This window comes from Tsuneonella mangrovi (assembly GCF_002269345.1).
Lineage (GTDB): Bacteria > Pseudomonadota > Alphaproteobacteria > Sphingomonadales > Sphingomonadaceae > Tsuneonella > Tsuneonella mangrovi.
In genome coordinates, this window is record NZ_CP022889.1 from 2,655,437 (window position 1) to 2,677,851 (window position 22,415).

Below are 22,415 nucleotides of genomic sequence, written 5' to 3' on the forward strand. Positions count from 1 at the left end.
CCATCGCAGGCAAAGCCCGCTCGGACTGGCAAAACTGGGATGCGCACAGAGTACGAGGAACGGAGCCCCACACGGATCTCGCCAGGCGAGAAAGCAATCGCCGGAGCGATCGCACGCACGCAATGTCCGGCCCTGCACGAGGACCGAAAGCGCTTTTTCCATTTTTCGACGGGGAAGGCAACCTGTGGGCGCGATAGCGGTGGCCGCCTGAATTTGCGCTGAAGCCGGGCCACGTGGTCAAGCCGGTGCGATGGGAATGGCGGTTACCCGGGAAAATCGTCCGAAACTTGCCAGTCTGCTAACGACCCGAAAGGAGACGCTCCTGCGCTCGTAACCCGGTCGTTCCGCCGTGGTCCCACTTGCAATTTTTTTACATTCGACTATATGGAAATTGCTATCGTCGCCTGCGACGGAATTCGATTGCCGTTAGAGCGGCCCTTTTTTTCCTTTCATGCAGCATGGCTCCGACACGGGATTCGCCCGTTCGCGGGAAATTTTTGCGCGTGAGGAATTCGGTTGGCAAAAGAAGAACTCATTATGTTGGAAGGTGAGATCGACGAGATCCTGCCTGATGGTCGCTTCGGCGTAACACTCGACAATGAGCATCGCATAATTGCCTACACGGCAGGGAAAATGCGCCGTTATCGTATTCGTTCGGTCGTAGGAGACCGTGTGCACGTCGAAATGACGCCTTACGATCTCACAAAGGGTCGGATTGTCTTCCGCGAGCGTACGCCAGGGCAAGGGCCCTCCGGCGCACGCAGGCGCGGCTTCAGGCGCTAACACTATTGCAAAGGTGGCAGGGGACGCCTGCCGATCTGAAAAATGTATCAGAAGAATATGGGCAACACTGCATGCCCCAGACCATCTTCGAGCTCCGACGCGGTCCAATTACGAAACGAATTGGCCCATATTTCCGTCTCTGCCTCGATCCCGATCACCGAACTTCGACGCCTAGTTGCGACGATGGTCGATTGACCACGTACCTCAATCCCCTGGCCATGCCCCAGCATCTAGCCGACGCAGGAAAACTGACATGGACCTGAACCTCGAATATGCCGCACACCAGCGTGCCCTCTTTGGCGCCGAGTCCGCGACGAGCCACGACGAACGGATCGCGAAACTCGAAAAGGCCTCTCGTATTGCGAATAGAATCAGCGAGTTTCAGCACGGATTGGGCGCTGCAGCGGCCTGCGCCTGGAGCAATGCGCAGTTCGCCAAATCTGCTGCTCTCAGGGTGGAGTCAAGAACGACTATCTAACCCCAGCCGGACCTGCCATACAGATCTTGCTCTCGTTGAATTTCGACGGGTATCGACGCTTGGCGAAAAATTGGACCTTTCCGGTTTTCGCGCCTTCAATACGACGAACTCCTTTCAATTGACGACTTGACGCACGAACCCGGCCCGCAATTTCGCGGTCCGGCTACAAACGTTTCTTGAAAGGAAGCGAAATGACAACCGGTACTGTAAAATTCTTCAATGCTGACAGGGGTTATGGCTTCATCCAGCCTGACGACGGTTCCCCCGACAGCTTCGTGCATGTCACTGCCGTGCAGGCGGCAGGCATGACCACTCTTAACAAGGACCAGCGCCTCAATTTCGAGGTCGAGACCGGCCGAAACGGCAAGGTGAGTGCAGTTAACCTGTCTACCGCCGACTGAACGGCCTGCCAGAGTCCCTCCTGCGTACTTGTGCGACCCGGTGCGTAGGAGGGACACGCAGTCTTGATGAACAAACGTGTTTGGAGGCCAGGACGTGAACCAGACTTTCGAGTTCTACGATGCCCGCGCAAGCGAAGCGGCTCACGAAGCTGAAGTGGCCACGCTTCAGAACGTCAAGGAGCGGCACCTTCGCGCCGAGAAGTCATGGCGAGAATTGGCGAACCAGGCCCGCAAATTAAAATTAGATCGCGCGAAGGCCGAATATGAGCGCGCTGCACGCCGTGAAGCAGAAACAGATTTTGGCAGCGAAAATTGATCGAGCCCCCAGTGGTCAGTCCGCTTCGTGACCGACGGAGGTGTTCAACGCTCACCAATATTGCTTAACATGCAATCCTGTAGGGGCCGGCAGCATAGCGGCTATCGTCTTGCGCGGGAGCTGAGCTTGAAAAGGCCGAGCTATCCTCCTATTTAACCCAAAGCTCTCAGTCGAAATCGACGGTCCCGTGCTTCCCGCATAGTGAAGCCTTTTCCTTCAGTTCCGCCTCTTAGTCGCAGCTCGTTCAATCCTGACGGGCCGCAATTGCACTGGAAGGAACGACCGATGACCTACTATGGCAGGATCAGGGTTTACGAAGCATCGACCGGCACCGGAACTATCGCTCCCGAGCACGGCGGCGCGGTTATCTCATTTCAACAGTTGGCTCGTAGCGGCAGCTCGGGCGCACTGCTGGTGAGCGAGCGATACAGCTACGAGATCAATAATTCACATCCGGATTTGCGGGCAATTAATTTGAGGCGCGCGCCAGACCTTGACCAGATCAGGAAAGAGCAGGCTCGCAATCAGCGCGGCTGATTAGCTGGTGTGACAGCTAGCAGATTTTCGCACGAGTTGGCCGCGCTTCAAATTTCAGATCGGCCAACGCTCGAAGATGTTGTCGCCAATCAACGGCAAATCGGACGCGAAATCTGCACCAACTTGGATCGTGTAATGATGGGAAATCTCTGCCAAGTTTAAAGATCGTATCCAATCTAATCGATGCAAAAACCAGTCATCAGAAATGCGTTGTAAACCTCTAAGGAACTGGAATTTCTCATGAGCAATGACAAGACTAGTGCCCTAAGAGTATATTCGAGTAAGCGCCCAATTAAACATCCTCTTCCACATCATAAGGCAGTTAGACAAGGCGGCATAGTTACGCTGGCCTTCCATGCGCTAGGTAAAGAAGCTGCGATCGCCTTCCTAAACACCGAAAATGCCAAGCTTGGTGGTCGTCCCATCGCTTTGGCGACAGAAAGTGCTTCAGGCATGCATCAAGTGGAAAAGGAGTTGGAGCGCTTGTATTGCCGTCGCACGACCAGAAAATAGGGAAATTGGCGGATCATAGCTTGCCGGTCGGTTTGGAATACCCTTGTGTTCGTTCCTGTTCTTGCTGCTCCTCTTGAATTCTTGAACCATTGACATCGAGGAGCCAGTGTCCGCTTTCCACCCCAAACGTGACCTGGCTGACAGTCAGCTTGTCACCCAAAACCGGACCAGCCGCTAACGACCCGATACGAGACGCCACGTGATCCGCTTGAAGAGACGCATAGGGGAGGATAACCACGCCCCATGAAGCTCGCGCGACCACTCATTGCTAGCGCTCTGATTGTTCTGGCTCCCGGAATAATGGCGAACAAATCCAGTCATGCCTCAACGAGCGCCAAGCATGTGATGGAGCGACTCAAGCTTGCAGACGCAGCGGTCTACGCGGAGAGGCTCTACAATGATCCAGACGAGTGGGGGTTTGTTACTGATCAGATCGCAACCGGGAAGCCCGATTGGCTTCAGGTTGCTTTAGAGCTCAAGCAGTATGCAGACGGCGGATATTCGGAAGAGCTTACCACCGATTTGGGGCTGGCCCTCTTGAATCGACCGTCCAATGTTTTGAGGTCGCTACAAGATCAAAGGGGACCAAAGAAGTTCTTGCTATACATCGTGTGCAGCGCGCCTATCCCTTCACCAGGCAAGAACTGGCTTATGCACTACAAGGTGCGAGCCATTGAGGCTGTCGAGAAAGTTCGTGATGCCGAACTGCAGATTGAAAGAGACGATTGCCTACAGGCACTGCGTAGTATCGACCTATCGCTTCCAGCGGACGCATATGAATAGCCAAATGTCCGCTTTCCACCCCATTCCGGACGTTCAATCACGCAATTTCTAGGAGGCGAATTGCGCCCCCTAGTGTCCGGTCAGTGCGCGCATCCAGCTGAGCCAGAAACCGTCCTGGTAATATAACCACGATGCAAGCCATTCGTTCGCAAAAACCCAGCAGAAGGCGAAGATCCACGCCGGATGCAGCCTTCCGCGCGTCCGCAGGTCGTAGGCCGCCACCGCCAGCATCAACAGCAGGGTTCCGGGGTACGTTTCGAAATAGTAGCGCGCCACACCGTCACCCAGCCACTCGTAGAGCGGATGATGGAGGATCCGGCTGAACCCCGGCTCGGTAATCGCGATCGACCCCATCAGCATCAGCCGCTTGTGCGTCGCGGGATCGCGGCGCAGCAGGTAGCCTGCGAACAGCAGCGGTACGCAGCCCAGTACGTTGGTGAACTGGGTACTCATGAATGTCAGGTTTCCCGGATCCGGGTCGGGCATCGCCTCGCGGGACATGATCGCAACCATCGGCCCGGTAACGAGCATCAGCGGCAGAATCACCAGCGCCAGCCGCCCGAACCGCTTGTGGGTTTCGATGTTGCCGGTGCGCACCATCGTCACTTGCCACACCAGCAACACGAGCCACGAACTGTAGGTTAGTGCATGGACGTGCACGTACCACGGATATTCCAGCGGGTTGAAACTGGCGCGCACCGCCATGTCGTAGATGAAGCCGGACGCGATCGCGCCAAAGACGATTGCGGTGCACACAAGCACCGCCTTGCGATCGAGCCGATGGAACAAAGGAAACCGCGGACGGGTGGCCATGATCGGCTCTCCCTGCTTGTGCGCGGCCCAGATTGTTAGTTCTGCATTTTCCGAGATTTACGTCAAGTGGTAGCTGGTCGATTAGTGTGGGCTATTTGTCGGTCCCCTTTGCCTTCCCCCATTGCCGCGCTGCGGTGTAGCCGAGGTAGCCGGTGCCGAAGAGCGCATAGAGTGGCTCGGGCAGGCCGCCGAGGTAAGCGTTCATTCCGCTGGCGATGTCCTTCGCCGCGGCCGGGTTGAATGCGGCGAGCACGCCCATCGGCAATGCCCACAGGATCATCGCGTACATCACGTAGAGGAAGCTGGGGCGGGCGCGGCTGGTCCACGGGTCGTTCGATTGTGCTTCGGCAACGATCGCAGAAAGCCGGGTCTGGATCGTCTGGAGTTCCTGCGTGCCCTGCAGTTCGATCAGCGCGAGCTTGGCCTTGGCCTGGGCTTCCTTGTCGGGGATGATCTTGTCGATGAGCGAGGAAATCGGGCCGATCAGGGCTTCGAGAATGGGCATGGGGCGCTCCCGCAGAGAGATGATTCGTGCGATTAATTATCCAAATAGGTTCATGTAGGAAAGAAAATGAACCGAAAAGATTGGAGTTTGACACTTGCGCAGAGCCAGCGCAGAACCGCGCCGAACGAGGGGGAAGCACTCACCGCCATGCGAATTGCCACATGGATCGCCGTTGCCGCGCTGTGCTTCGCCGCGCCGGTTTTGGCGCAGGATGCCCCTACTGATGCCACTACCGCAAAGCCATCTGCTGCCGACGCCGCGCTGACGAAACTCTATACCGATTACTGGAAGTGGCAGGTCGCCGACCAGGGCCTGATCGAAAACCCCGACGGCACCACCGAGCAAGGTCCGACGATCCCGTCGGTCACCCCGCTAGCAGAGCGCGCGCGGGCGGCGAAAGCGAAGGAATACCTCGCACGGCTCGATGCGATCGATCCAGCGCAGCTCTCGCCCGTCCAGCACGACAATGCCGATGTGTTGCGCGCCCTGCTGCAGGAGCGGATCGGCGAGGCAAAGTTTTCCGAATGGGAGATGCCGTTCAATTCGGATTCGAATTTCTGGACCTACTGGGATTCGTCCGACGGCTTTCGTACGGTCAAGGAATACGACGACTACATCGCCCGGATGCAGGCGTTGCCGCGCTTCTTCGCGCAGGAAATCGCCAACGCGCGCGCCGGGCTCGCCCGCGGATTCTCGGTGCCGCAAGTGACGCTCAAGGGCCGCGATGCGAGCCTGGCGGTGTTCGTGGTCGACGATCCGGAGAAGAGTCCGTTCTGGGCCGCTTTCGATCGGATGCCTGCGCAGTTTTCGGATGCCGACAAGGCACGCCTTGAATCGGAGGGCCGAGCGGCGATAATGGACGACGTCACACCAGCCTACCAAAACCTGCTGGCGTTCCTGCGCGACGAGTACATTCCCCACGCCCGGACCACGCTCGCCGCCGAAGCGATGCCCGACGGCAAGGCGTATTACCGCCAGCAGATCCGCCAATACACCACGCTCGACCTGACGCCGGAGCAGATCCACCGGATCGGGCTCGACGAAGTGGCGAGTATCGAAGCAAAGATGCACGGCATCATGGCTGAGATGGGCTTCGAAGGGACGATTGCCGAGTTCAACGAGCATTTGCGGAGCGACCCGCAGTACATCGCCAAGACGTCCGACCAATTGATGGGAGTATCGGCCTACACCGCGAAGCGGGTCGACGGGCAGATCGCCAACTTCTTCGGGTTCCTGCCGCGCCACCGGTTTACCATCGTGCCGGTGCCGCCTGCGCTCGCGCCGTTCTATACCTCGGGCCGGGGCGGCTACACCGCGTGCATGATGAACACCTACGACCTGCCGGCTCGCCCGCTGTACAACATTCCCGTGCTGACGATGCACGAATGCGAACCGGGGCACAGTTTCCAGATGGCGTTTCAGGCCGAAGTAGGCGGCGATATCCCGCCGTTCCGCCGCAACGTCTATTTCTCCGGCATGGGCGAGGGCTGGGGGCTCTACAGCGAATATCTCGGCAACGAGATGGGCATCTATCGCACGCCCGAGGAGCGCTTCGGGCAGCTCAGCTATTCGATGTGGCGCGCCGCGCGGCTGGTGATCGATACCGGCATCCACCACTACGGCTGGAGCCGCGAACAGGCGATCGCCTACCTTGCCGACCGCACCGCGCTCTCGCGCCATGAAGTCGAAACCGAGGTCGATCGGTACATCTCGTGGCCGGGACAGGCGCTGGCTTACAAGCTGGGCGAGATGACGATCCTGCGGATGCGTGCGAAGGCGGAAAAGGCGCTTGGAACGAAATTCGATATTCGCAAGTTCCACGATATCGTGCTGTCGCTCGGCTCGGTACCTTTGCCGACGCTCGAAAGACGGGTAAACGCGTTCATTGCCGACGGCGGGCAGGGCCTGCCGGGCGTGAAGTACAACTGAGGATGTGATGGGGCGGGGCCGGGTAACTTCGATCGACGTTGCGGAAGCGGCAGGCGTCAGCCAGTCGACCGTCAGCCGTGCGCTTGCCGGTTCGCCCGCGATCACGCCCGAGACACGGATGCGGGTGGAGCAGGCCGCGCGCGACCTAGGTTATCACATCGATGCGCGTGCGGCACGATTGCGTAGCGGGCGGACGGGTACGCTGGCGATCGTGGTCGTCGGGCGCAGCGGCTACGACCCGACGCGGGTGAGCGCCTTCCACTACGCGCTTCTCGGCAGCACCTGCGCTGCCGCCGCCGATCGCGGGTACCAGTCGCTGGTTTCGTTCCAGTCCGAAGACGAGCACTATTCGTGGAATTTCGTCGCCAGCGGTCAGGCCGACGGGCTGGTGGTGATGGGCACGAGCGTCAACCGCGCCGCGTGGGCCGACCTCGAAGAGGCAGGGCCGCAGGGCCCGTGCGTGTTCTGGGGGGCACCGTTTGACGACGGGCGCTGGGTACGTGCGGAAAATCGCGCCGGCGCGCGGATCGCGGTCGAGCGGTTGCTGGCGGCTGGCTATCGGCGGATCGCATTCGTCGGCACGGTCGATGCGATCCACCCGCAGTTCGCCGAACGGTACGCAGGCTATCGCGATGCGCTGGTGGCGGCAGGCTTGGAACCGGCCGAGCCGTATCGCGCTGACGGTGACGACCGGGTCGAAGCGGGTCGCAGGGCGGCGGCGGATTTGCTGGCGCAGCGCGATCGACCCGACGGCATCTTCGCCGCGAACGACGCGCTTGCACTTGGCGTGCTCGAGCAGCTCGGGCGTGACGGAATCATCGTGCCGGACGATGTCGGAGTCGTCGGGTTCGACGGGCTCGCCGCTGGCGAGCACGCGCATCCCCCGCTCACCACGATCGAGCCGGACTTCGCCGAAGCGGGCAGGGTGCTGGTCGCCCATGTTTGCGGCGATGAAGACGAATTGCCCGAAGTGCCGCGCCGGGTGCCGGTGCGGCTGGTCGAGCGCGGCAGCGTACGCCCGGCGAAACGCTAGCCGAGCGGGTCGTAGTCCGGGAAATTCGTCGCGCACGCTTCGAGCAGCGCGGTAACACCCGCCGGATCGCCATCGGGCACGCCTTCGGGTAGCGGCTGGAACTTCTCGGGCGGCGGAAACGTCCCGTATCCGGCAAGAAGTGCGTGCCAGCTCATCGCGGGATAGGCCGGCTGCTCTCCATAGGCCTGATAGTTGGCCTGCCCGATATCGCCTTGCGTGAACCACGCCGTCATCATCGCCTTGAGGCCGTCGGACAGGTTCTGGTTGACGGCGTTCTCGCGCCAGTAGGGCGTGTCGGTCCGCTGGTTCATCCGGTAATGCGCGACGATGTAATCGCGTATTCCGTCATAGCGGGCGGCGGTGCGTTCGTTGAATGCGTCGCGGTGCTGCGCGGTGAACCCGCCGCTTTCGTATGCGTGAATGAATTCGAACGCGGTAAACACCACGATATGCAGCGCGGTCGCTTCGAGCGGCTCGATAAACCCTTGGCTGAGCCCGGTGGCGAGGCAATTGCGTGTCCAGCTGTGCTCGACCCGGCCCACACGCATCTTGAGCACCCGTGCTTCGGCTTCGCTGCCACACGCGGCACGCAGCTCGACCTCGGCCTCGTCGTCGGAAATGTGCGCTGAGGAATAGACGTATCCATTGCCCACCCGTGTCGTCAGCGGGATCTTCCAGCGCCACCCAGCGCGCATCGCGATGCTTTCGGTCTGCGGAGTAACCGGGCCATCGTGCGCGGTCGGCATCACCACCGCACGATCGTTGAACAGGTTTTCGGCAAACGGGATGAACCGTGAGCCAAGTGCCTTTTGTGCCAACACCCCGGCAAAGCCCGAGCAATCGACGAACAGGTCCCCTTCGATCCGTTTGCCGCCCTCGCACACCAGCGCTGCGACGTCGCCATTATCCGCCAGCTCGACGTGCTCGACCTTGTGCTCGAGGTGCGTGACGCCTTGCGGCACCACCCACTCGCACAGGAATCCGCCGAGCTTGTGGGCATCGAAATGATAGCCATAGCTCGGCGCGAACGGGAAGTTCGATGCCGGATGCGGCACTTTCCGATCTTCCGCCAGCTTTGCGGCAAGGAACCAGTCGTCGGGCCGGGTCGGCACGTCGAACCCGCGCCGTGCAAGCGCGCAGGCGTGGGTGAAGCCGGGTTCGGTATGCAGGTCGACCGGGCCGGGGAAAGGGTGGAAATAGCTCTCGAATCCGGGCCGTTCGCTCCACCCGGTGAAGCGGATGCCGAGCTTGTATGTCGCATCGCAGGCCGCCATCCACTCGCTTTCGGCAATCCCGAGATGGTCGAACATCGCCTTGAGCTGCGGGGTGGAGCCTTCGCCCACACCGATGATTCCGATCTGCGGGCTCTCAACCAGGGTGACGCTGCCGCCTTTCGGCCCCCAGGCCTGGTGGATAAGGCAAGCAGTGATCCACCCCGCGCTTCCGCCGCCAAGGATGACGACCCGGGGCGGGGTGGGTTCGCTCATTTCTTCGCCGGGACGATCGCCACTGCGTAGCCACCGGCGGCTGCCATCGGGATCGCCAGCGTGTCGCCCTCCTTCACTGTCCGGGTTTCGATGGCGATGCGGTGCTTGGCATCCTGGCTCCCCAGTCCGTCAGCGCCATCGCCGTCGCGCCAGATCTTCGCAGTATAGGTGCGACCGGGATCGAGGAAATCGAGGCTGACGGCAGGGGCGCGGGGCGTCGAATCGGTCACGCCGCCGATATACCACGCATCGGAATTTCGGTCCTTGCGGGCGATCACCGCGTATTCGCCGATCTTGCCGTCGAGCAGCAGGCTTTGCGACCAGTCGACCGGGACTTGCTCGATGAACGCCAGCTCCTTTGGATACTTGGCCAAGTTCTCGATCGTGTCGGCGGCCATCTGCAGCGGCGAATAGATCACCACGTAGTAGGCCAGTTGGCGCGCGATGGTGGAGGGGATCGGGGTATTGTCGCGCCCGACCAGCGACAGCACGCCCGGGGTGTAATCCATCGGCCCGGAAAGCAGCCGGGTGAACACCAGCGTCGGCACGTGGCTCGGCGGGTTCTTGGGCACGCCCCACGCGTCGTATTCCGCTCCGCGCGCACCTTCGCGGGCAACGAGGTTGGGGTAGGTGCGGCGGAGGCCGGTGTCCTTGATCGGCTCGTGCGCATCGATCGAGACGTGGTACTTCGCTGCATCGAGCGCGACAGCGATATGGTGCTGGGCCGAACGCTGGCCATCGTGCCATTCGAACACCTCACCCTTGCATGGATCGTGGATGTCCGCGTTGCAGCTGATCAGCCCGCCGGCATCGGCGACATAGCCGGTCTTGACCGCTTCGATGCCGAGCTTCTGGTCCATCGCGAACGAAGCATCCATCTGCGCTTCGAAATTGGCGATGTTGCCGCCGGTCTCGTCATGCCCGATGATGTGGACGCCTTTCTTGCGGGCATAATCGGTCACTGCCTTGAGGTCGTAGTCGGGATAAGCCTCGGTAAAGCTGAATTCGCGGCCGTTGCCGAACCAGACGCCGTCCCAACCCTTGTTCCAGCCTTCGACCAGCACGCCGCGGAAGCCGTGCTTGGCGGCGAAATCGATATATTCCTTGGTGTGTTCGGTCGTCGCGCCGTGGTTCGGCCCGCTGTTCCAGGTCCAGTGGTTGAGGTGCATGTCCCACCAGATGCCGATGAACTTTTGAGGGTGGACCCAGCTCACATCGCCGAGCTTGTTGGGTTCATTGAGGTTCAATTCGATGTTGCTCTCGAACAGGCCCCTCGGGCTGTCGGCGATAAGTACGGTACGCCACGGGGTGTGGAACGCCCCGGTGCGCACGACCTTCGCGCCGCGCGACGAGGGTGCCAGCTCGGTGCGGAAGCGCAGCCCGTCGACCCGCCACAGCCGGTAGCCCGAATAGTCGACCAGCGCGGCTTCGTGGAACGACAGGTAAGTTCCGTCGGCCAGCTTCATCGTCACCGGCGTATGCACCTGGCTGAGCGCACTGATCGGGGTCTTCGAATAGATGTATTCGTAACGGTTCCAGTCGCCGCCGGGAATCGACCACGCGGTGCCGTCTTCGGCAAGATTGAACTCGGTCAGTTCCTGCGCAATCCGGGTGACCGGCTTGTTGGCGCGGCCGGGGAATTCGAGGCGAAACCCGATCCCGTCGTCGAACGCGCGCACGCGCATGGTGAAGCGGCGGTGGTCTGCATCGCCTTGCTCGAATGTAACCGCGAGTTCGTTGTGGTTGTCGGCGATCCACTGCCGCTCGCCCCACGGCTGCTCCCAGCGAGTGTCGGCGCTATCGGTCGTCTCGCCGACCACCTTGAACCCGCGGCGCATCGGATTCTCGTCGGTGAAATCGAAGCCCAACTGCGATTTCAGCAGCACGTGCTTCCCGTCATGATCGACGGTGTAATACGGCACGCCTTCGCCATCGACATCGACCGTCACGACGATCTTGCCATCGGGCGAAGTCACACTCGCGGCATGGGCGACCGAAACGAACAGGAACGAGGCGAGGAACGCCGCGATAAGGCGGGCAATGGTCATGAGCGGGTCACCAGGGCGGCAAATGCGGGAAGGACGGTTGCGGTCGCGCCGTTGATCGCCGCGATAACCTCGCCGGACGCATCCGCGTCCGCGATGTCGAGCGACTGGTCGCCGAAGTTGGCCAGCACCCGGACGGTTTCGCCAACCGCCTGGCGCTCGAGGACCAGCAGCTCGCCGTCAGCGCGACACTGGCTCACCGATCCATGATGCAGGGCGGGGTAGGCATTGCGCAGTGCGAGCATCGCGCGGGTATGCGCCAGCAGCGAAGCCGGATCGGCGTCCTGCACGTCGACCGCGCGCCCGGCGTTTTCGGCCCCGACGGGCAGCCATGGGCTGGTCGAGCCGAATCCGGCGTCCGGCGCATCGGCGATCCATGGCATCGGCGTTCGCGCGCCGTCACGGCTCAACGTCAGCGGCCAGTTGGCGATCGCTTCGGGATCGTGCAACTGCTCGAACGGGATATCGACCTGCGTCAGGCCGAGCTCTTCGCCCTGGTAGATGATCGCGTTGCCGCGCAGCACCATCAGCAGAAGCGCCTTGAGCCGCGCGAACGGCTCGCGCTGCGCGGGCGAGCACCAACGGCTGAGGGCGCGTGGTGCGTCGTGGTTCTCGAACGCCCAGCTCGGCCAGCCGATGCCCGGTTCGTCGGGCCATTCGGCCAGCGCCGCGCAGACGAGTTGCGAACTCAGGCGATCGGCATAGAGGAAGTTGAACCCGTAGGCCGAATTGAGGTGCGTTTCACCAGCGGTGAACGCCTTCATTTCCGCTTCGGCTTCCTGCCCGCCGACTTCTGCAACCGTGAACACCGCACCGAACTCGTCGGTCAGCGCCCGGATCCGCTCGATGAAGCCGGGAATGCCGGGATGCGATTGGTTGTATTTCTTGAGCTGGAAATCGAACGGCCGACTGCGCGGCCGATCGCTTGGCGGGGCGGGAGGATTGTCGGTCAGCGCGGGGTCGTGCATCGCGAAGTTGAGTGCGTCGATGCGGAACCCGTCGACTCCCTTCTCGAGCCAGAACCGCATCACCCCCAGCACGGCGTCCTGCACCGCCGCATTGTGCATGTTGAGTTGCGGTTGGGCGGCGAGGAAGTTGTGCAGGTAATACTGTCCGCGTCGGGCATCCCACGTCCACGCAGGACCCCCGAACACGGACTGCCAGTTCGACGGCGGCGACCCGTCGGGCTTGGCATCCGCCCAGACATACCACTCATTCTTGGGACCGGTTCTGTCTGCGCGGCTGGCGGCAAACCACGGATGTTCGTCCGAGGTGTGCGAATAAACTTGGTCAATCAGCACCTTGAGCCCAAGCTCGTGGGCCCGGGCAATCAAAGCATCGAAGTCCGAAAGGGTTCCGAAAATCGGATCGACATCGCAGTAATCGGCCACGTCGTAGCCGAAGTCCTTCATCGGACTGGTAAAGAACGGGCTGATCCAGATCGCATCGACCCCGAGCTTTGAGACATAGTCGAGCCGGCTGGTGATTCCGGGAAGGTCGCCGATCCCGTCGCCGTTCGCGTCCATGAAGCTGCGCGGGTAGATCTGGTAGATCGACGCGCCTTTCCACCACGGCAATGCTGCGCCGGCCTGATCGCCAGAGGCAAGGCTTTCCATGCGGTTCACTCGGTGGTCTCGCTGACCTGGCAGACCGCCCAGCCGAACGCAGGCAGGTCGAACTTCGCGCTGCCCGGCGCGGATACTTTCGCGGGACACGTGCCCGAGAGAGTATTGAACGTACGCGCGTCGTAGCCGACCACGACGTTCGCGCTGCGCGGTTTGCCAGTCGTATTGAACGCCAGCACGATTTCGTTCCCGGTCTCGGGATCGAACCGGCTCGCAGCGAAAACGCCGGGGGTCTGTTCGTAGTGGCGGACTTTCTGCAGCCCGAGAGTCAGCGCGGGGTGTGCACGCCGGAGAGCCGAAAGCTGGGCGATCAGGCGGTAGAGCGGATGGCTTTCGTCGAAGTTGGCGTTGGCTGTTGTAGCATCGGTGCCGATCAGATTTTCGCTGTTGTAGACAGCCGTTTTCGACGGGAACATGTCCTCGCGCGCCAACTGGTCGCCACCTCCGCCGACAAAGCCTTGCTCGTCGCCGTAATAGATCACCGGCGCGCCGCGAAGCGTCAGCAGCATAGCGTGCCCCAGCATCACGCGCTTGAGCAGCTCGTCTTGCGAGATGTCGGGCATGTCATGCTTGATGAGCGTGGAGAACCGACCCATGTCGTGATTGCCGAGGAACGTGGGCAGGTTGAGCGCCGCTTTCTCGCCGCCCTGGTAGAGCACGTCGCCGTCGAACATGTGCGCCAGCACCACTGTACCCTGGTTGCGGCCAAGGATGTCGCGCATCGCCGCCTGGAACGCAAAATCGAGCACGGCGGGTAATTTGTCGCGGCGAGTGTACTGCGCGATGTAGCCGTTATCGGGCACGTCCTTGTAGACCTCGCCGAACATCGTGAAGTTGGGGATGCCGTGCTTGTGCGCGTCGGCCATGATCGCGGGCACGAACACCTGCCAGAAGCCGGGATCGACGTGCCGCGCGGTGTCGATACGGAACCCGTCTATCCCGTAATCGTCGATCCACTTTGAGTAGATGTCGATCATCCCCTGGCGGACGAACGGGTTCTCGGTGAACAGGTCGTCAAGCCCGGAAAAATCTCCGAACCGGCTGTCTTCGCCGGTGAACGTGCTGTTGCCGCGGTTGTGGTAGTAGATCGGATTGTTGAGCCAGGCAGGGACCTTGATGTTCTTCTCGTCCGCCGGGACGTACGGCTTGTAAGCCCAGTCGGGATTGGTCAGGTGCGCGAAGTTCTCGGGCGTCGAGATCGTGTCGCCCATGAAGCCGGGATTGATCGGCTTTCCATCCAATCCGCCTTCCCGCGAATAGGGGAAGTCGCCGCGGCTGCGATACTTGTAGTCGTTGGCGTCGCCGTCCCGGTAGCGGATTACGTCGGCGGTGTGGTTGGTGATGATGTCCATGTAGACCTTCATCCCGCGCGCGTGAGCCGCATCGACGAACGCCTTGAAATCAGCCTTGGTGCCGAAGTGGCTGTCGGGCCGGGTGAAGTCGGTCACCCAGTATCCGTGATAGCCGGCACTTTCGTCACCCGGATTGCCCTGGACCACCTTGTTCTGGAAGATCGGCGCGAACCAGATCGCGGTGATGCCCATATCCTGAAGGTAGGGCAGCTTTTCGGTCAGCCCCTTCAGGTCGCCGCCGTGGAAGAAACCCTTGCTGGTCGGGTCGTAGCCGGTCTTGAGCCGGCCGCCGGAGAGGCCTCCGCGGTCGTTCGAAGGATCGCCGTCTTCGAAACGGTCGGGCAACACGAAATAGATCACTTCCTGCGAGGGAACGCGCGCGCGCAGGTCGGCCAGCACCTGCTTCGCATCGTCGTCGGCGGTGATGCCCGATGCCGGCCCCGATTGCGCGGCGGCGCAGCCGGGCAGGGCGGCAATGGCAAGCGCGAGGGTTGGCAAGGCGCAGGCAGCGAAACGGCGGATCATTGGGTCACTTCTCCGGCACAGCCGAGCATCTGGTTGATGAAGTCGCGATGCGTCGGGATCGCCTGGGCGCGTGTCTTGGTGGATTTGGCAAGGCTCGCCAGGAACGGCCCGATGTCTTCCCCCGGAACGTTGTCGGCAAGCGGCGAATAGTTGCGCGGCTCAAGGCCCTGTCCGATCATCACCTGTCCCCAGCTGTCGTCGAGGAACAGCTCATCCTCTTCGCGAACCAGCAATCCGGACTCTGCGAACAGCGCCATTTTCTCGGCAAGTGTCTCGGGGATTTCGATTGCGCGGCAGTGATCCCAGAACGGCTCGCCTTCACGTGCGTTGGCGACGTAGTGCAGGATCAGGAAATCGCGGATGCGCGCCCATTCACCGTTGGACAGGCGGTTGAACATCGCCCGTGCTGTGGAGAGGTCTGTCAGGTCGTTGGGCAACAGCTTGAGCAGTCGGTCGAGCGCTGACTGCACCAGGTGAATCGAGGTCGACTCGAGCGGCTCCATGAACCCGGCGGCGAGCCCCAGCGCAACGCAGTTATGCGACCAGAATTCCCGGCGATGGCCGGTGGTAAAGCGGATCGGGCGCGGATCGGCAAGAGCCTCGCCCTCGAGATTGGCGAGCAACAGGGTCGACGCTTCGTCGACCGACATGAATTGCGAGCAGAACACGTGGCCGTTACCGGTGCGGTGCTGCAACGGGATGCGCCATTGCCAACCAGCCGGGCGGGCAAGCGATTGGGTGTAGGGCCGGAACTGCCCGCCGCCGTCGCTCGGAACAGCCACCGCGGTGTCGCACGGCAGCCAGTGGGTCCAGTCCTCGAACGGAACGCCCAGCGTATCGCCGAGCAAAAGGCTGCGGAACCCGGTGCAATCGATGAACAGCTGTCCGGCGACGTGGCGATCGCCGTTAAGTTTGAGCGCATTGATATTCCCGCTAGCGGGATCGCGCTCGACCTGTTCGATCATGCCTTCGACGCGGACCACGCCGCGTTCCTCGGCATAGCCGCGGAGGAGCTTCGCCAACAATGTGGCGTCAAAGTGATAGGCATAAGCCAGTTCGGGCTGGTTCGGCCCATTGGCGCCCTTGGCGAACCGTCCGGCACGGGCCGCGGCAACGTTGTAGCTGTATTCGCCATAGTCCCCCGCGACGCCGAGAGAACGCCCCCTCAACCACAACTGACGGAACGGGATAAGCCCGACCCCGCGCCCGACATAACCGAAGCTGTGAATGTAGCTCTCGCCAGGTTTCAACCAACCGGCGAACTCAATCCCCAGCTTGAAGCTGGCGTTGGTCGCCCGCATGAATTCGGCCTGGTCGATCCCTAGCCCGATTATCAGGTTGTGGATCTGCGGGATCGTGGCTTCGCCTACGCCGACCGTGCCAATCGCATCGGATTCGACAAGCGTGATCGAAGCCGCCTCGCCGACAAACCTGGAGAGCACGGCAGCAGCCATCCATCCGGCGGTACCACCGCCGGCGACGACTATCTCAAGAGGAGCGGGCCTGTTCATGACGCAAGTTCAGTGAACCGGTGCACCCGACCGGTCAAACCGATCGGGTGCCTCGCCTCATTCCTAGAACTTGTAGGTGAAGCCTGCGACGACGCGGCGACCGTAGGTCTGGTACTTCAACCAAGCGCCCGGGACCTGTTCCCCTCCGACCTGGGCCAGTGTGGCCGAACGCTGGTCGGTGAGGTTCTGACCCTGGATGTAGAGCGACAGGCCGTGCAGCGTCGAGCTGTCCGGGAAGTCGTAGCCGATCTGAGCATCGTAGACCGTTTCGGGCAGCACGTACTGGCGATCGAGACCACCGCTAAACAGCGCGAAGTCGCCGAGGAAGCCGCTGCGATAGCGCATCGAGCCACGCAGGTTGAACCCGCCCTTCTCGTAGTACGCGGTAAGGCTGCCGACCCACTTGGAGTAACCGGGGATCGCAGTCCTGTTGCCGAGGTAATCGGTCGCCTTCGTTTCAGTGTAGCCTGCACCACCCGTCAGGCCGAACCCGGAAAGCGCCGGAGTGATCAGCTCGAACGGCAGGGTGCCGGCCACTTCAAGACCCATCAGGTATCCGCCCTTGGTGTTAACCGGGCCGCTGAACTGGCCGATTGGCGAGGTCGGCACGATACCGGGAGGAGTCGGGTAGGGCGAATAGTCGTAGGCAAAGTCGAAGCCCGACGGATCGATGTACGTCGTCAGTGTCTTGTAGAACGCCTGGACAGCCAGGTAGCCCTTGTTTCCAAAGTACTTTTCGACATTCATGTCGAATGCCCACGCTTGGTACGGACGAAGCAACGGGTTGCCGCCACCACCGACGTAGATCGGGGGGTTGCGCGTCTGGTCGACGCCGAACCCGACAATGTTGTTCATCTGATTGAGGCGCGGACGCATCATTTCCTTCGAAACGGCGAAGCGTAGAACCAAGTCGTCCGCGCTGCGGAACGCCACGTTCATGCTCGGCAGGATCATCCAGTAGTTGTCCTTGACGGTCGGATTGACTGCCCCGGCCGACGAAGTCGAAGTATGGATCGCCTGGACGCCGAAGTTGCCGGTCACCGAGTTGCCGTTGCCCAGATCGCTGTCGATCTTGGCCATCACATAAGGCGTCCACACGTCTTCGGTGACGTCATACGCCTGCGATGCGCCGTACGGGTTCGGCAGGTAGTCCAGCACCCCTTGCGCCACGAGGACGCGCGGGTCGTAAGCCAGTATCTGTCCGAGGCCGCGATCGAGCGTGACAGGCGCCAGGATCAGGTTGCTGGGGATTGCCGCGGTGTCTGCGCCGTTGGGCGGCGAGAGGAACGCTTCGTCCTGAGTCAGCGACTTCTGGCGGTAGGTATGGTCGACGCCGATCTTGACCGACTTCACGAACGCGAAATCGATGTCATGCTCGAGCTCGGCGCGCAGTTCCTTGAGGTCGTCCTTGCTCTTGCGGATCTTGTCGTAGCCGGCCTGAACCGGCGATCCGGACCACCCTTCGACATCGGTCAGCACCAGCGCCGAGCTGGCACCGTCGTAAGTCGAAGTGAATTCCGGACCATGATCGGTCATCTGGTAGGTCAGCGTGCCCGTGGGGTTGGCCAGGTTGCGGCCAAGGCCAGCGGTCGTTTCGAGACGGTCGTCGTGACGATCGGTACGCGACCAGCTGAGGTCGATCATAGCGCGGGTGCCGCTGTCGTTGTCCCACTTGAGGTTACCGGCAAAAGAATACTGATCAGCCACGCGGTCGTTGGCGTAGTTTTCGATCACAGGCTTGCCGGTCACGGTAGCCGAATCGACGAGCTCAGCAGTGTAGCCCGGGATCGGACCAGCCGTGTAAGCGGTAACAGTCGAACCGCCCGCGCCGTAGAGGATCGGCATTTCGAAGCCGCGCTGGTCGATCCGGTCGACGAAGTGCGAGTAGAATCCATCGAGGGTGACCTCGATCGTGTCCGAGGGCTTGTACTGGATGGTTCCATTGACGCCCAGTCTCTTGAGCTTGTCGGATTCGAACCAGGTTTTGATGCCGCTCATGCCGTACTGGTTGGGGCCATACTGGTCGTAGCCCCAGGCGTTCCAGTCGCGGGTCTGATACGGTTCGTCGGTGTAGGCCGCCGACAGCGCTACGCCCAGCGTGTCGTCGGCGAACTGGTCGACATAGGTGCCGTAAACGCGGTAGCCGGTGTCGCTGGTTCCCGGCTGGAGCTTCTGGTCGACATAAGTGCCGCGTGCGCCGATCGCGAGGATCTTCTTGTTGGCATCGAGCGGGCGAATCGTGCGCAGGTCGATCGAACCGACGAGGCCGCCTGCGGTACGGTCTGCTTCGGCGGTCTTGTAGACATCGACGCCGGAAAGGATTTCCGACGGATACTGGTCGAACTCGACCGCACGGCTGTCGTTGGTTGTGGTCTGCTCGCGACCGTTGAGCGTAGTGGTCGAGAAATCCGGGCCGAAGCCGCGGATCGAGATGATGTTCGCACGACCGGCCGAACGCTGGGCCGAAACGCCGGGCAAGCGGGCGATCGATTCGCCAATGCCGTTGTCGGGCAGCTTCCCGATGTCTTCGGCACTGACCGATTCAACGACCACGTCGGCGTTCTTCTTCTTGACCGTCGCGCTGCGCAGCGAGGCTGCGAACCCGGTGACGATGATGACCTGACCTGTATCGACGTCGTTCGCGTCCTGGTTCTGGCTCTGGTCCGTGGTTGCGGTCGTCGCGTCCTGCGCGGCGGCGATTGCCGGATTGACCGTCAGGCCGGCGACGATGAAGGCGGTTGCACTGATCCCGCCAGCAAGCTTGCTGCGAATTGCCATGGTAGTCCCTCTGTTTGCGCCGGGCCGGGGACTTTCCATGTCCCGCTTTCCGGCAGATCCTCATCCTCAGGCAGCTTCCGGACTTTGGCCGGGTCTGCCATGCACACACTACGAATAGGGAGGTCGGCGGGCGGGAAGATAGATAGCATACGTATACGCATGCGATGCGCGCGCGGGCGATGTTGCACAAATGTTGCACAAATGATGCACCTGCTGGAACTACCCGTCGCAGCATGCCTGCCCGGTTTGTCACCTTGTTCGCCAGGGTTTAGAGACGGGCGTGCGAGATGGCGCGCTTGACGCGGTTTGCGCCGTCAGCCTGGAGAGAAAACATGGGGCGGGCGCCAACGGGAAGGCCGACGAGCTTCGACATCGCCTATCTGGCGGGGGTCTCGCAGCCGACTGTCAGCCGGGCGCTGCGTGGCGACCGGGCGGTGAGCCAAGCTACCCGCGAAAAGATCGAGAAAATCGCGCGCGAGCTCAATTACACCGTCGACAAGAACGCCAGCTCGCTGCGCTCGCAGCGCTCGAACACGATCGCGCTGCTGTTCTTCGAAGACCCCACGCCCGACGAAAGCATGATCAACCCGTTCTTCCTGGCGATGCTGGGATCGATCACTCGGGCCTGCGCCAATCGCGGGCTGGATCTGCTGATCTCGTTCCAGCGGATGGAGGATGACTGGCACGTCCAATACCAGGACAGCCACCGCGCCGACGGGCTGATCCTGCTCGGATATGGCGACTACACGCTCTACGAGGAACGGCTCGACCAGTTGCACCGCCAGGGAACCCACTTCGCGCGCTGGGGCTCGGTCTCAAGCGACGACACCGGGGTGACGATCGGTTCGGACAACCACGGTGCCGGGAGAACGGCGGGCGAGCACCTGATCGAACGCGGTCGCAAGCGGATCGCGTTCCTTGGTCATTCCGACGAACACTACCCGGAATTCGCCGCCCGCTATCAGGGATTATGCGATGCGCTCCGGGCGGCTGGGATCGAGCCCGACCCCAAACTGTGCCGCGATGCGATCACTACCGAAGCCGCAGGCTATGCCGCCGCGAAGGATTTGATCGGCTCGGGCGCGCAGTTCGACGCGATCTTTGCCGCGAGCGACCTGATTGCTATCGGCGCGATGCGCGCGCTGGGCGAGGCAGGGCGCTCGATCCCGGGCGACGTAGCGGTGGTCGGGTTCGACGACATCCCCGCCGCCAGTTTGACCCGTCCGCCACTCACCACGGTGATGCAGGACGTCAGGGGTGCCGGTGAGCGCCTGGTCGAGACGCTGCTGGCGCAGATCGAGGAGCGCGACGGACCCGATACGCGATTGCCGACCCGGCTGGTTGTGCGCGACAGTTCGGGCAGCGCCTGACCCGCTACATTCGTATGCGGCTTGTGACCGGCCCGCTTTGCTGCCAGCCATAGGCAACGAAGAGCGGCGCAAGTCCGTTCAAGTCAACGGGGTGAGAGGAATTCGCGCGATGGAAAAACCGCGCCAGGGCTTTTGGGGCCTGTGGAACATCAGCTTCGGCTTCTTCGGGATCCAGATCGGGTTCGCGTTGCAGAATGCCAATATGAGTCGGGTCTTCCAGACGCTCGGCGCGAGCATGGACAGCCTGCCCGCGCTATGGGTCGCTGCACCGCTGACCGGGCTGATCGTGCAACCGATTATCGGCCATATGAGCGACCGGACCTGGACACGGCTGGGTCGTCGCCGCCCGTATTTCCTGACCGGCGCATTGTTCGCCGCATTCGCGTTGTTCGTGATGCCGCTGGCCCCGCATATCGGCTTACCGCTGGTGTTTGCCGCGACGATGCTGTGGGTTCTCGATGCCAGCCTCAACATCTCGATGGAGCCTTTTCGTGCATTCGTCGGCGATATGCTGCGTACCGACCAGCACAGCGCTGGATATGCCGTGCAAACCGCCTTTATCGGCGCGGGCGCGGTGGTCGGATCGATCTTCCCCTGGCTGCTCGAACATCTTGGGGTTGCCAACGTCGCGTCGGGCGGGGGCCTTCCGGATACCGTGAAGTGGAGTTTCTGGGCGGGCAGCGGTGCGTTGCTATTCGCGGTGCTGTGGACCGTCGTAACCACGAAGGAATACAGCCCGGAAGAGCAGGCAGCGTTTGCCGAGGCTGCGCCTGAAGAGGCGATCGAACAGCCTGTCCGCGCGCTGGCGGCCAAGAGCTATCTGTCGAGTGCGATGTGGATCGTGCTGGGCGTGATCGTGGCCGGGCTGGTCGATGAACTCGGGTTGCAGAAGGAAGTGTACCTGCTCGGCGGATTGCTCGCGCTCTACGGCGTACTCAGCGCCATCGCCATCTGGCTTGCGCGGCAGGGCCGCACCAGCGGGATGCTGGCGAGCATCGTCGGCGATTTTTCCGGGATGCCACCGGTGATGAAGCGGCTTGCGCTGGTCCAGTTTTTCAGCTGGAGCGCGCTGTTCATCATGTGGATCAACACCACTCCGGTAGTGACACAATACGTCTTCGGATCGAGCGACACGACCAGCGTTGCCTATAACGACGGGGCGAGTTGGGTGAACGTGCTGTTCACAGTCTACAACGGCGTGGCGGCAGTCGCTGCGCTTGCACTGCTGCCGTGGCTCAGCCGCAAGTTCGGGCAGGTCACCACGCACTCGATCAGCCTGTCGCTGGGCGCACTAGGCTTTGCAATGTTCTTCTTCGTGCGCAACGCCGATGTGTTGCTGATCGCCGAGGTCGGCATCGGTATCGCCTGGGCGAGCATCCTCGCGATGCCCTATGCGATCCTGGCCAGCAACCTGCCGCAGGCGAAGCTCGGCATCTACATGGGCCTGTTCAATATCTTCATCGTGATACCGCAGCTGCTCGTCGCGACGGTGATGGGATCGGTCATGCAGGCTTTCTTCCCCGGCCAGCCGGTGTGGACGATGCTGTTTGCCGCCGCCAGCTGGCTGATCGCAGCCGTCGCGATGCAGCGAGTTGCAGCCGCGATTCCCGCTCCCTCGAAAGGATAGACCA

At 61.8% G+C, this 22,415-nt stretch carries 20 protein-coding genes; 11 read left to right on the forward strand and 9 right to left on the reverse strand.

Annotated features, from left to right (window positions below; all coding sequences use genetic code 11):
* The first annotated feature begins 516 nt into the window (after positions 1–516).
* The 6 genes from infA (at position 517) to CJO11_RS12985 (ending at position 3,028) form a co-directional block, all read left to right on the forward strand.
* Positions 517–783: a translation initiation factor IF-1 gene (infA, locus tag CJO11_RS12955; RefSeq protein WP_095013083.1), complete on the forward strand. Its 267-nt coding sequence runs from the start codon at positions 517–519 to the stop codon at positions 781–783.
* A gap of 253 nt (positions 784–1,036) precedes the next feature.
* Positions 1,037–1,261 (forward strand): hypothetical protein, encoded by a 225-nt coding sequence (locus CJO11_RS12965; protein ID WP_095013085.1) that lies wholly within the window; start codon positions 1,037–1,039, stop codon positions 1,259–1,261.
* 191 nt (positions 1,262–1,452) lie between these two features.
* Entirely contained in the window at positions 1,453–1,662 is a 210-nt protein-coding gene (locus CJO11_RS12970; protein ID WP_095013086.1) for a cold-shock protein, read from the forward strand.
* A gap of 94 nt (positions 1,663–1,756) precedes the next feature.
* A complete protein-coding gene (locus CJO11_RS12975; protein WP_095013087.1) occupies positions 1,757–1,978 on the forward strand; it encodes a hypothetical protein in 222 nt (73 codons plus the stop codon).
* A 285-nt stretch (positions 1,979–2,263) separates the two neighbouring features.
* Positions 2,264–2,515, forward strand: a complete 252-nt coding sequence (locus CJO11_RS12980) for a hypothetical protein (protein ID WP_095013088.1) — start codon at positions 2,264–2,266, stop codon at positions 2,513–2,515.
* Between the two features lie 240 nt (positions 2,516–2,755).
* Positions 2,756–3,028, forward strand: coding sequence for an antitoxin Xre/MbcA/ParS toxin-binding domain-containing protein (locus CJO11_RS12985; protein WP_095013089.1), 273 nt, complete (start codon positions 2,756–2,758; stop codon positions 3,026–3,028).
* Positions 3,029–3,041: 13 nt separating this feature from the next.
* On the opposite strand, the gene CJO11_RS13315 is transcribed toward CJO11_RS12985, so the two are convergent.
* Positions 3,042–3,188 (reverse strand): hypothetical protein, encoded by a 147-nt coding sequence (locus CJO11_RS13315; protein ID WP_169829204.1) that lies wholly within the window; start codon positions 3,186–3,188, stop codon positions 3,042–3,044.
* 140 nt (positions 3,189–3,328) lie between these two features.
* Here CJO11_RS13315 and CJO11_RS12990 point away from each other — a divergent pair, with 140 nt between their 5' ends.
* A complete protein-coding gene (locus CJO11_RS12990) occupies positions 3,329–3,811 on the forward strand; it encodes a hypothetical protein (protein WP_150125036.1) in 483 nt (160 codons plus the stop codon).
* Positions 3,812–3,880: 69 nt separating this feature from the next.
* Here the strand turns inward: CJO11_RS12990 and CJO11_RS12995 are convergent, their stop codons facing one another.
* Positions 3,881–4,624: a hypothetical protein gene (locus CJO11_RS12995; protein ID WP_095013091.1), complete on the reverse strand. Its 744-nt coding sequence runs from the start codon at positions 4,622–4,624 to the stop codon at positions 3,881–3,883.
* 91 nt (positions 4,625–4,715) lie between these two features.
* Positions 4,716–5,129, reverse strand: coding sequence for a holin family protein (locus CJO11_RS13000; RefSeq protein ID WP_095013092.1), 414 nt, complete (start codon positions 5,127–5,129; stop codon positions 4,716–4,718).
* 147 nt (positions 5,130–5,276) lie between these two features.
* On the opposite strand from CJO11_RS13000, the gene CJO11_RS13005 reads away from it, so the two are divergent.
* Both CJO11_RS13005 and CJO11_RS13010 read left to right on the forward strand, forming a co-directional pair.
* On the forward strand, positions 5,277–7,058 hold the full coding sequence (locus CJO11_RS13005) for a DUF885 domain-containing protein (RefSeq protein WP_095013412.1): 1,782 nt from the start codon (positions 5,277–5,279) through the stop codon (positions 7,056–7,058).
* 7 nt (positions 7,059–7,065) lie between these two features.
* On the forward strand, positions 7,066–8,091 hold the full coding sequence (locus CJO11_RS13010) for a LacI family DNA-binding transcriptional regulator (protein ID WP_095013093.1): 1,026 nt from the start codon (positions 7,066–7,068) through the stop codon (positions 8,089–8,091).
* On the opposite strand, the gene CJO11_RS13015 is transcribed toward CJO11_RS13010, so the two are convergent.
* The 6 genes from CJO11_RS13015 to CJO11_RS13040 form a co-directional block, all read right to left on the reverse strand.
* Positions 8,088–9,578, reverse strand: coding sequence for a tryptophan halogenase family protein (locus tag CJO11_RS13015; RefSeq protein ID WP_095013094.1), 1,491 nt, complete (start codon positions 9,576–9,578; stop codon positions 8,088–8,090). The genes CJO11_RS13010 and CJO11_RS13015 overlap by 4 nt on opposite strands.
* The gene (locus tag CJO11_RS13020; protein WP_095013095.1) at positions 9,575–11,626 is read right to left on the reverse strand and encodes a glycoside hydrolase family 97 protein; all 2,052 of its coding nucleotides are present in this window, start codon (positions 11,624–11,626) and stop codon (positions 9,575–9,577) included. Before CJO11_RS13020 ends, CJO11_RS13015 begins: the two co-directional genes overlap by 4 nt.
* A complete protein-coding gene (locus CJO11_RS13025; RefSeq protein ID WP_095013413.1) occupies positions 11,623–13,239 on the reverse strand; it encodes an alpha-amylase family glycosyl hydrolase in 1,617 nt (538 codons plus the stop codon). The genes CJO11_RS13020 and CJO11_RS13025 overlap by 4 nt, the downstream gene beginning before the upstream one ends.
* A 5-nt stretch (positions 13,240–13,244) precedes the next feature.
* Positions 13,245–15,125: an alpha-amylase family glycosyl hydrolase gene (locus CJO11_RS13030; RefSeq protein WP_095013096.1), complete on the reverse strand. Its 1,881-nt coding sequence runs from the start codon at positions 15,123–15,125 to the stop codon at positions 13,245–13,247.
* On the reverse strand, positions 15,122–16,636 hold the full coding sequence (locus CJO11_RS13035; RefSeq protein ID WP_095013097.1) for a tryptophan halogenase family protein: 1,515 nt from the start codon (positions 16,634–16,636) through the stop codon (positions 15,122–15,124). The genes CJO11_RS13030 and CJO11_RS13035 overlap by 4 nt, the downstream gene beginning before the upstream one ends.
* A gap of 63 nt (positions 16,637–16,699) precedes the next feature.
* On the reverse strand, positions 16,700–19,414 hold the full coding sequence (locus CJO11_RS13040) for a TonB-dependent receptor (RefSeq protein WP_169829205.1): 2,715 nt from the start codon (positions 19,412–19,414) through the stop codon (positions 16,700–16,702).
* A gap of 332 nt (positions 19,415–19,746) precedes the next feature.
* Between CJO11_RS13040 and CJO11_RS13045 the strand changes: the two genes are divergently transcribed.
* Both CJO11_RS13045 and CJO11_RS13050 read left to right on the forward strand, forming a co-directional pair.
* A complete protein-coding gene (locus tag CJO11_RS13045) occupies positions 19,747–20,784 on the forward strand; it encodes a LacI family DNA-binding transcriptional regulator (protein ID WP_095013099.1) in 1,038 nt (345 codons plus the stop codon).
* A gap of 109 nt (positions 20,785–20,893) precedes the next feature.
* Entirely contained in the window at positions 20,894–22,411 is a 1,518-nt protein-coding gene (locus CJO11_RS13050; RefSeq protein WP_095013100.1) for an MFS transporter, read from the forward strand.
* Positions 22,412–22,415 lie beyond the last annotated feature (4 nt).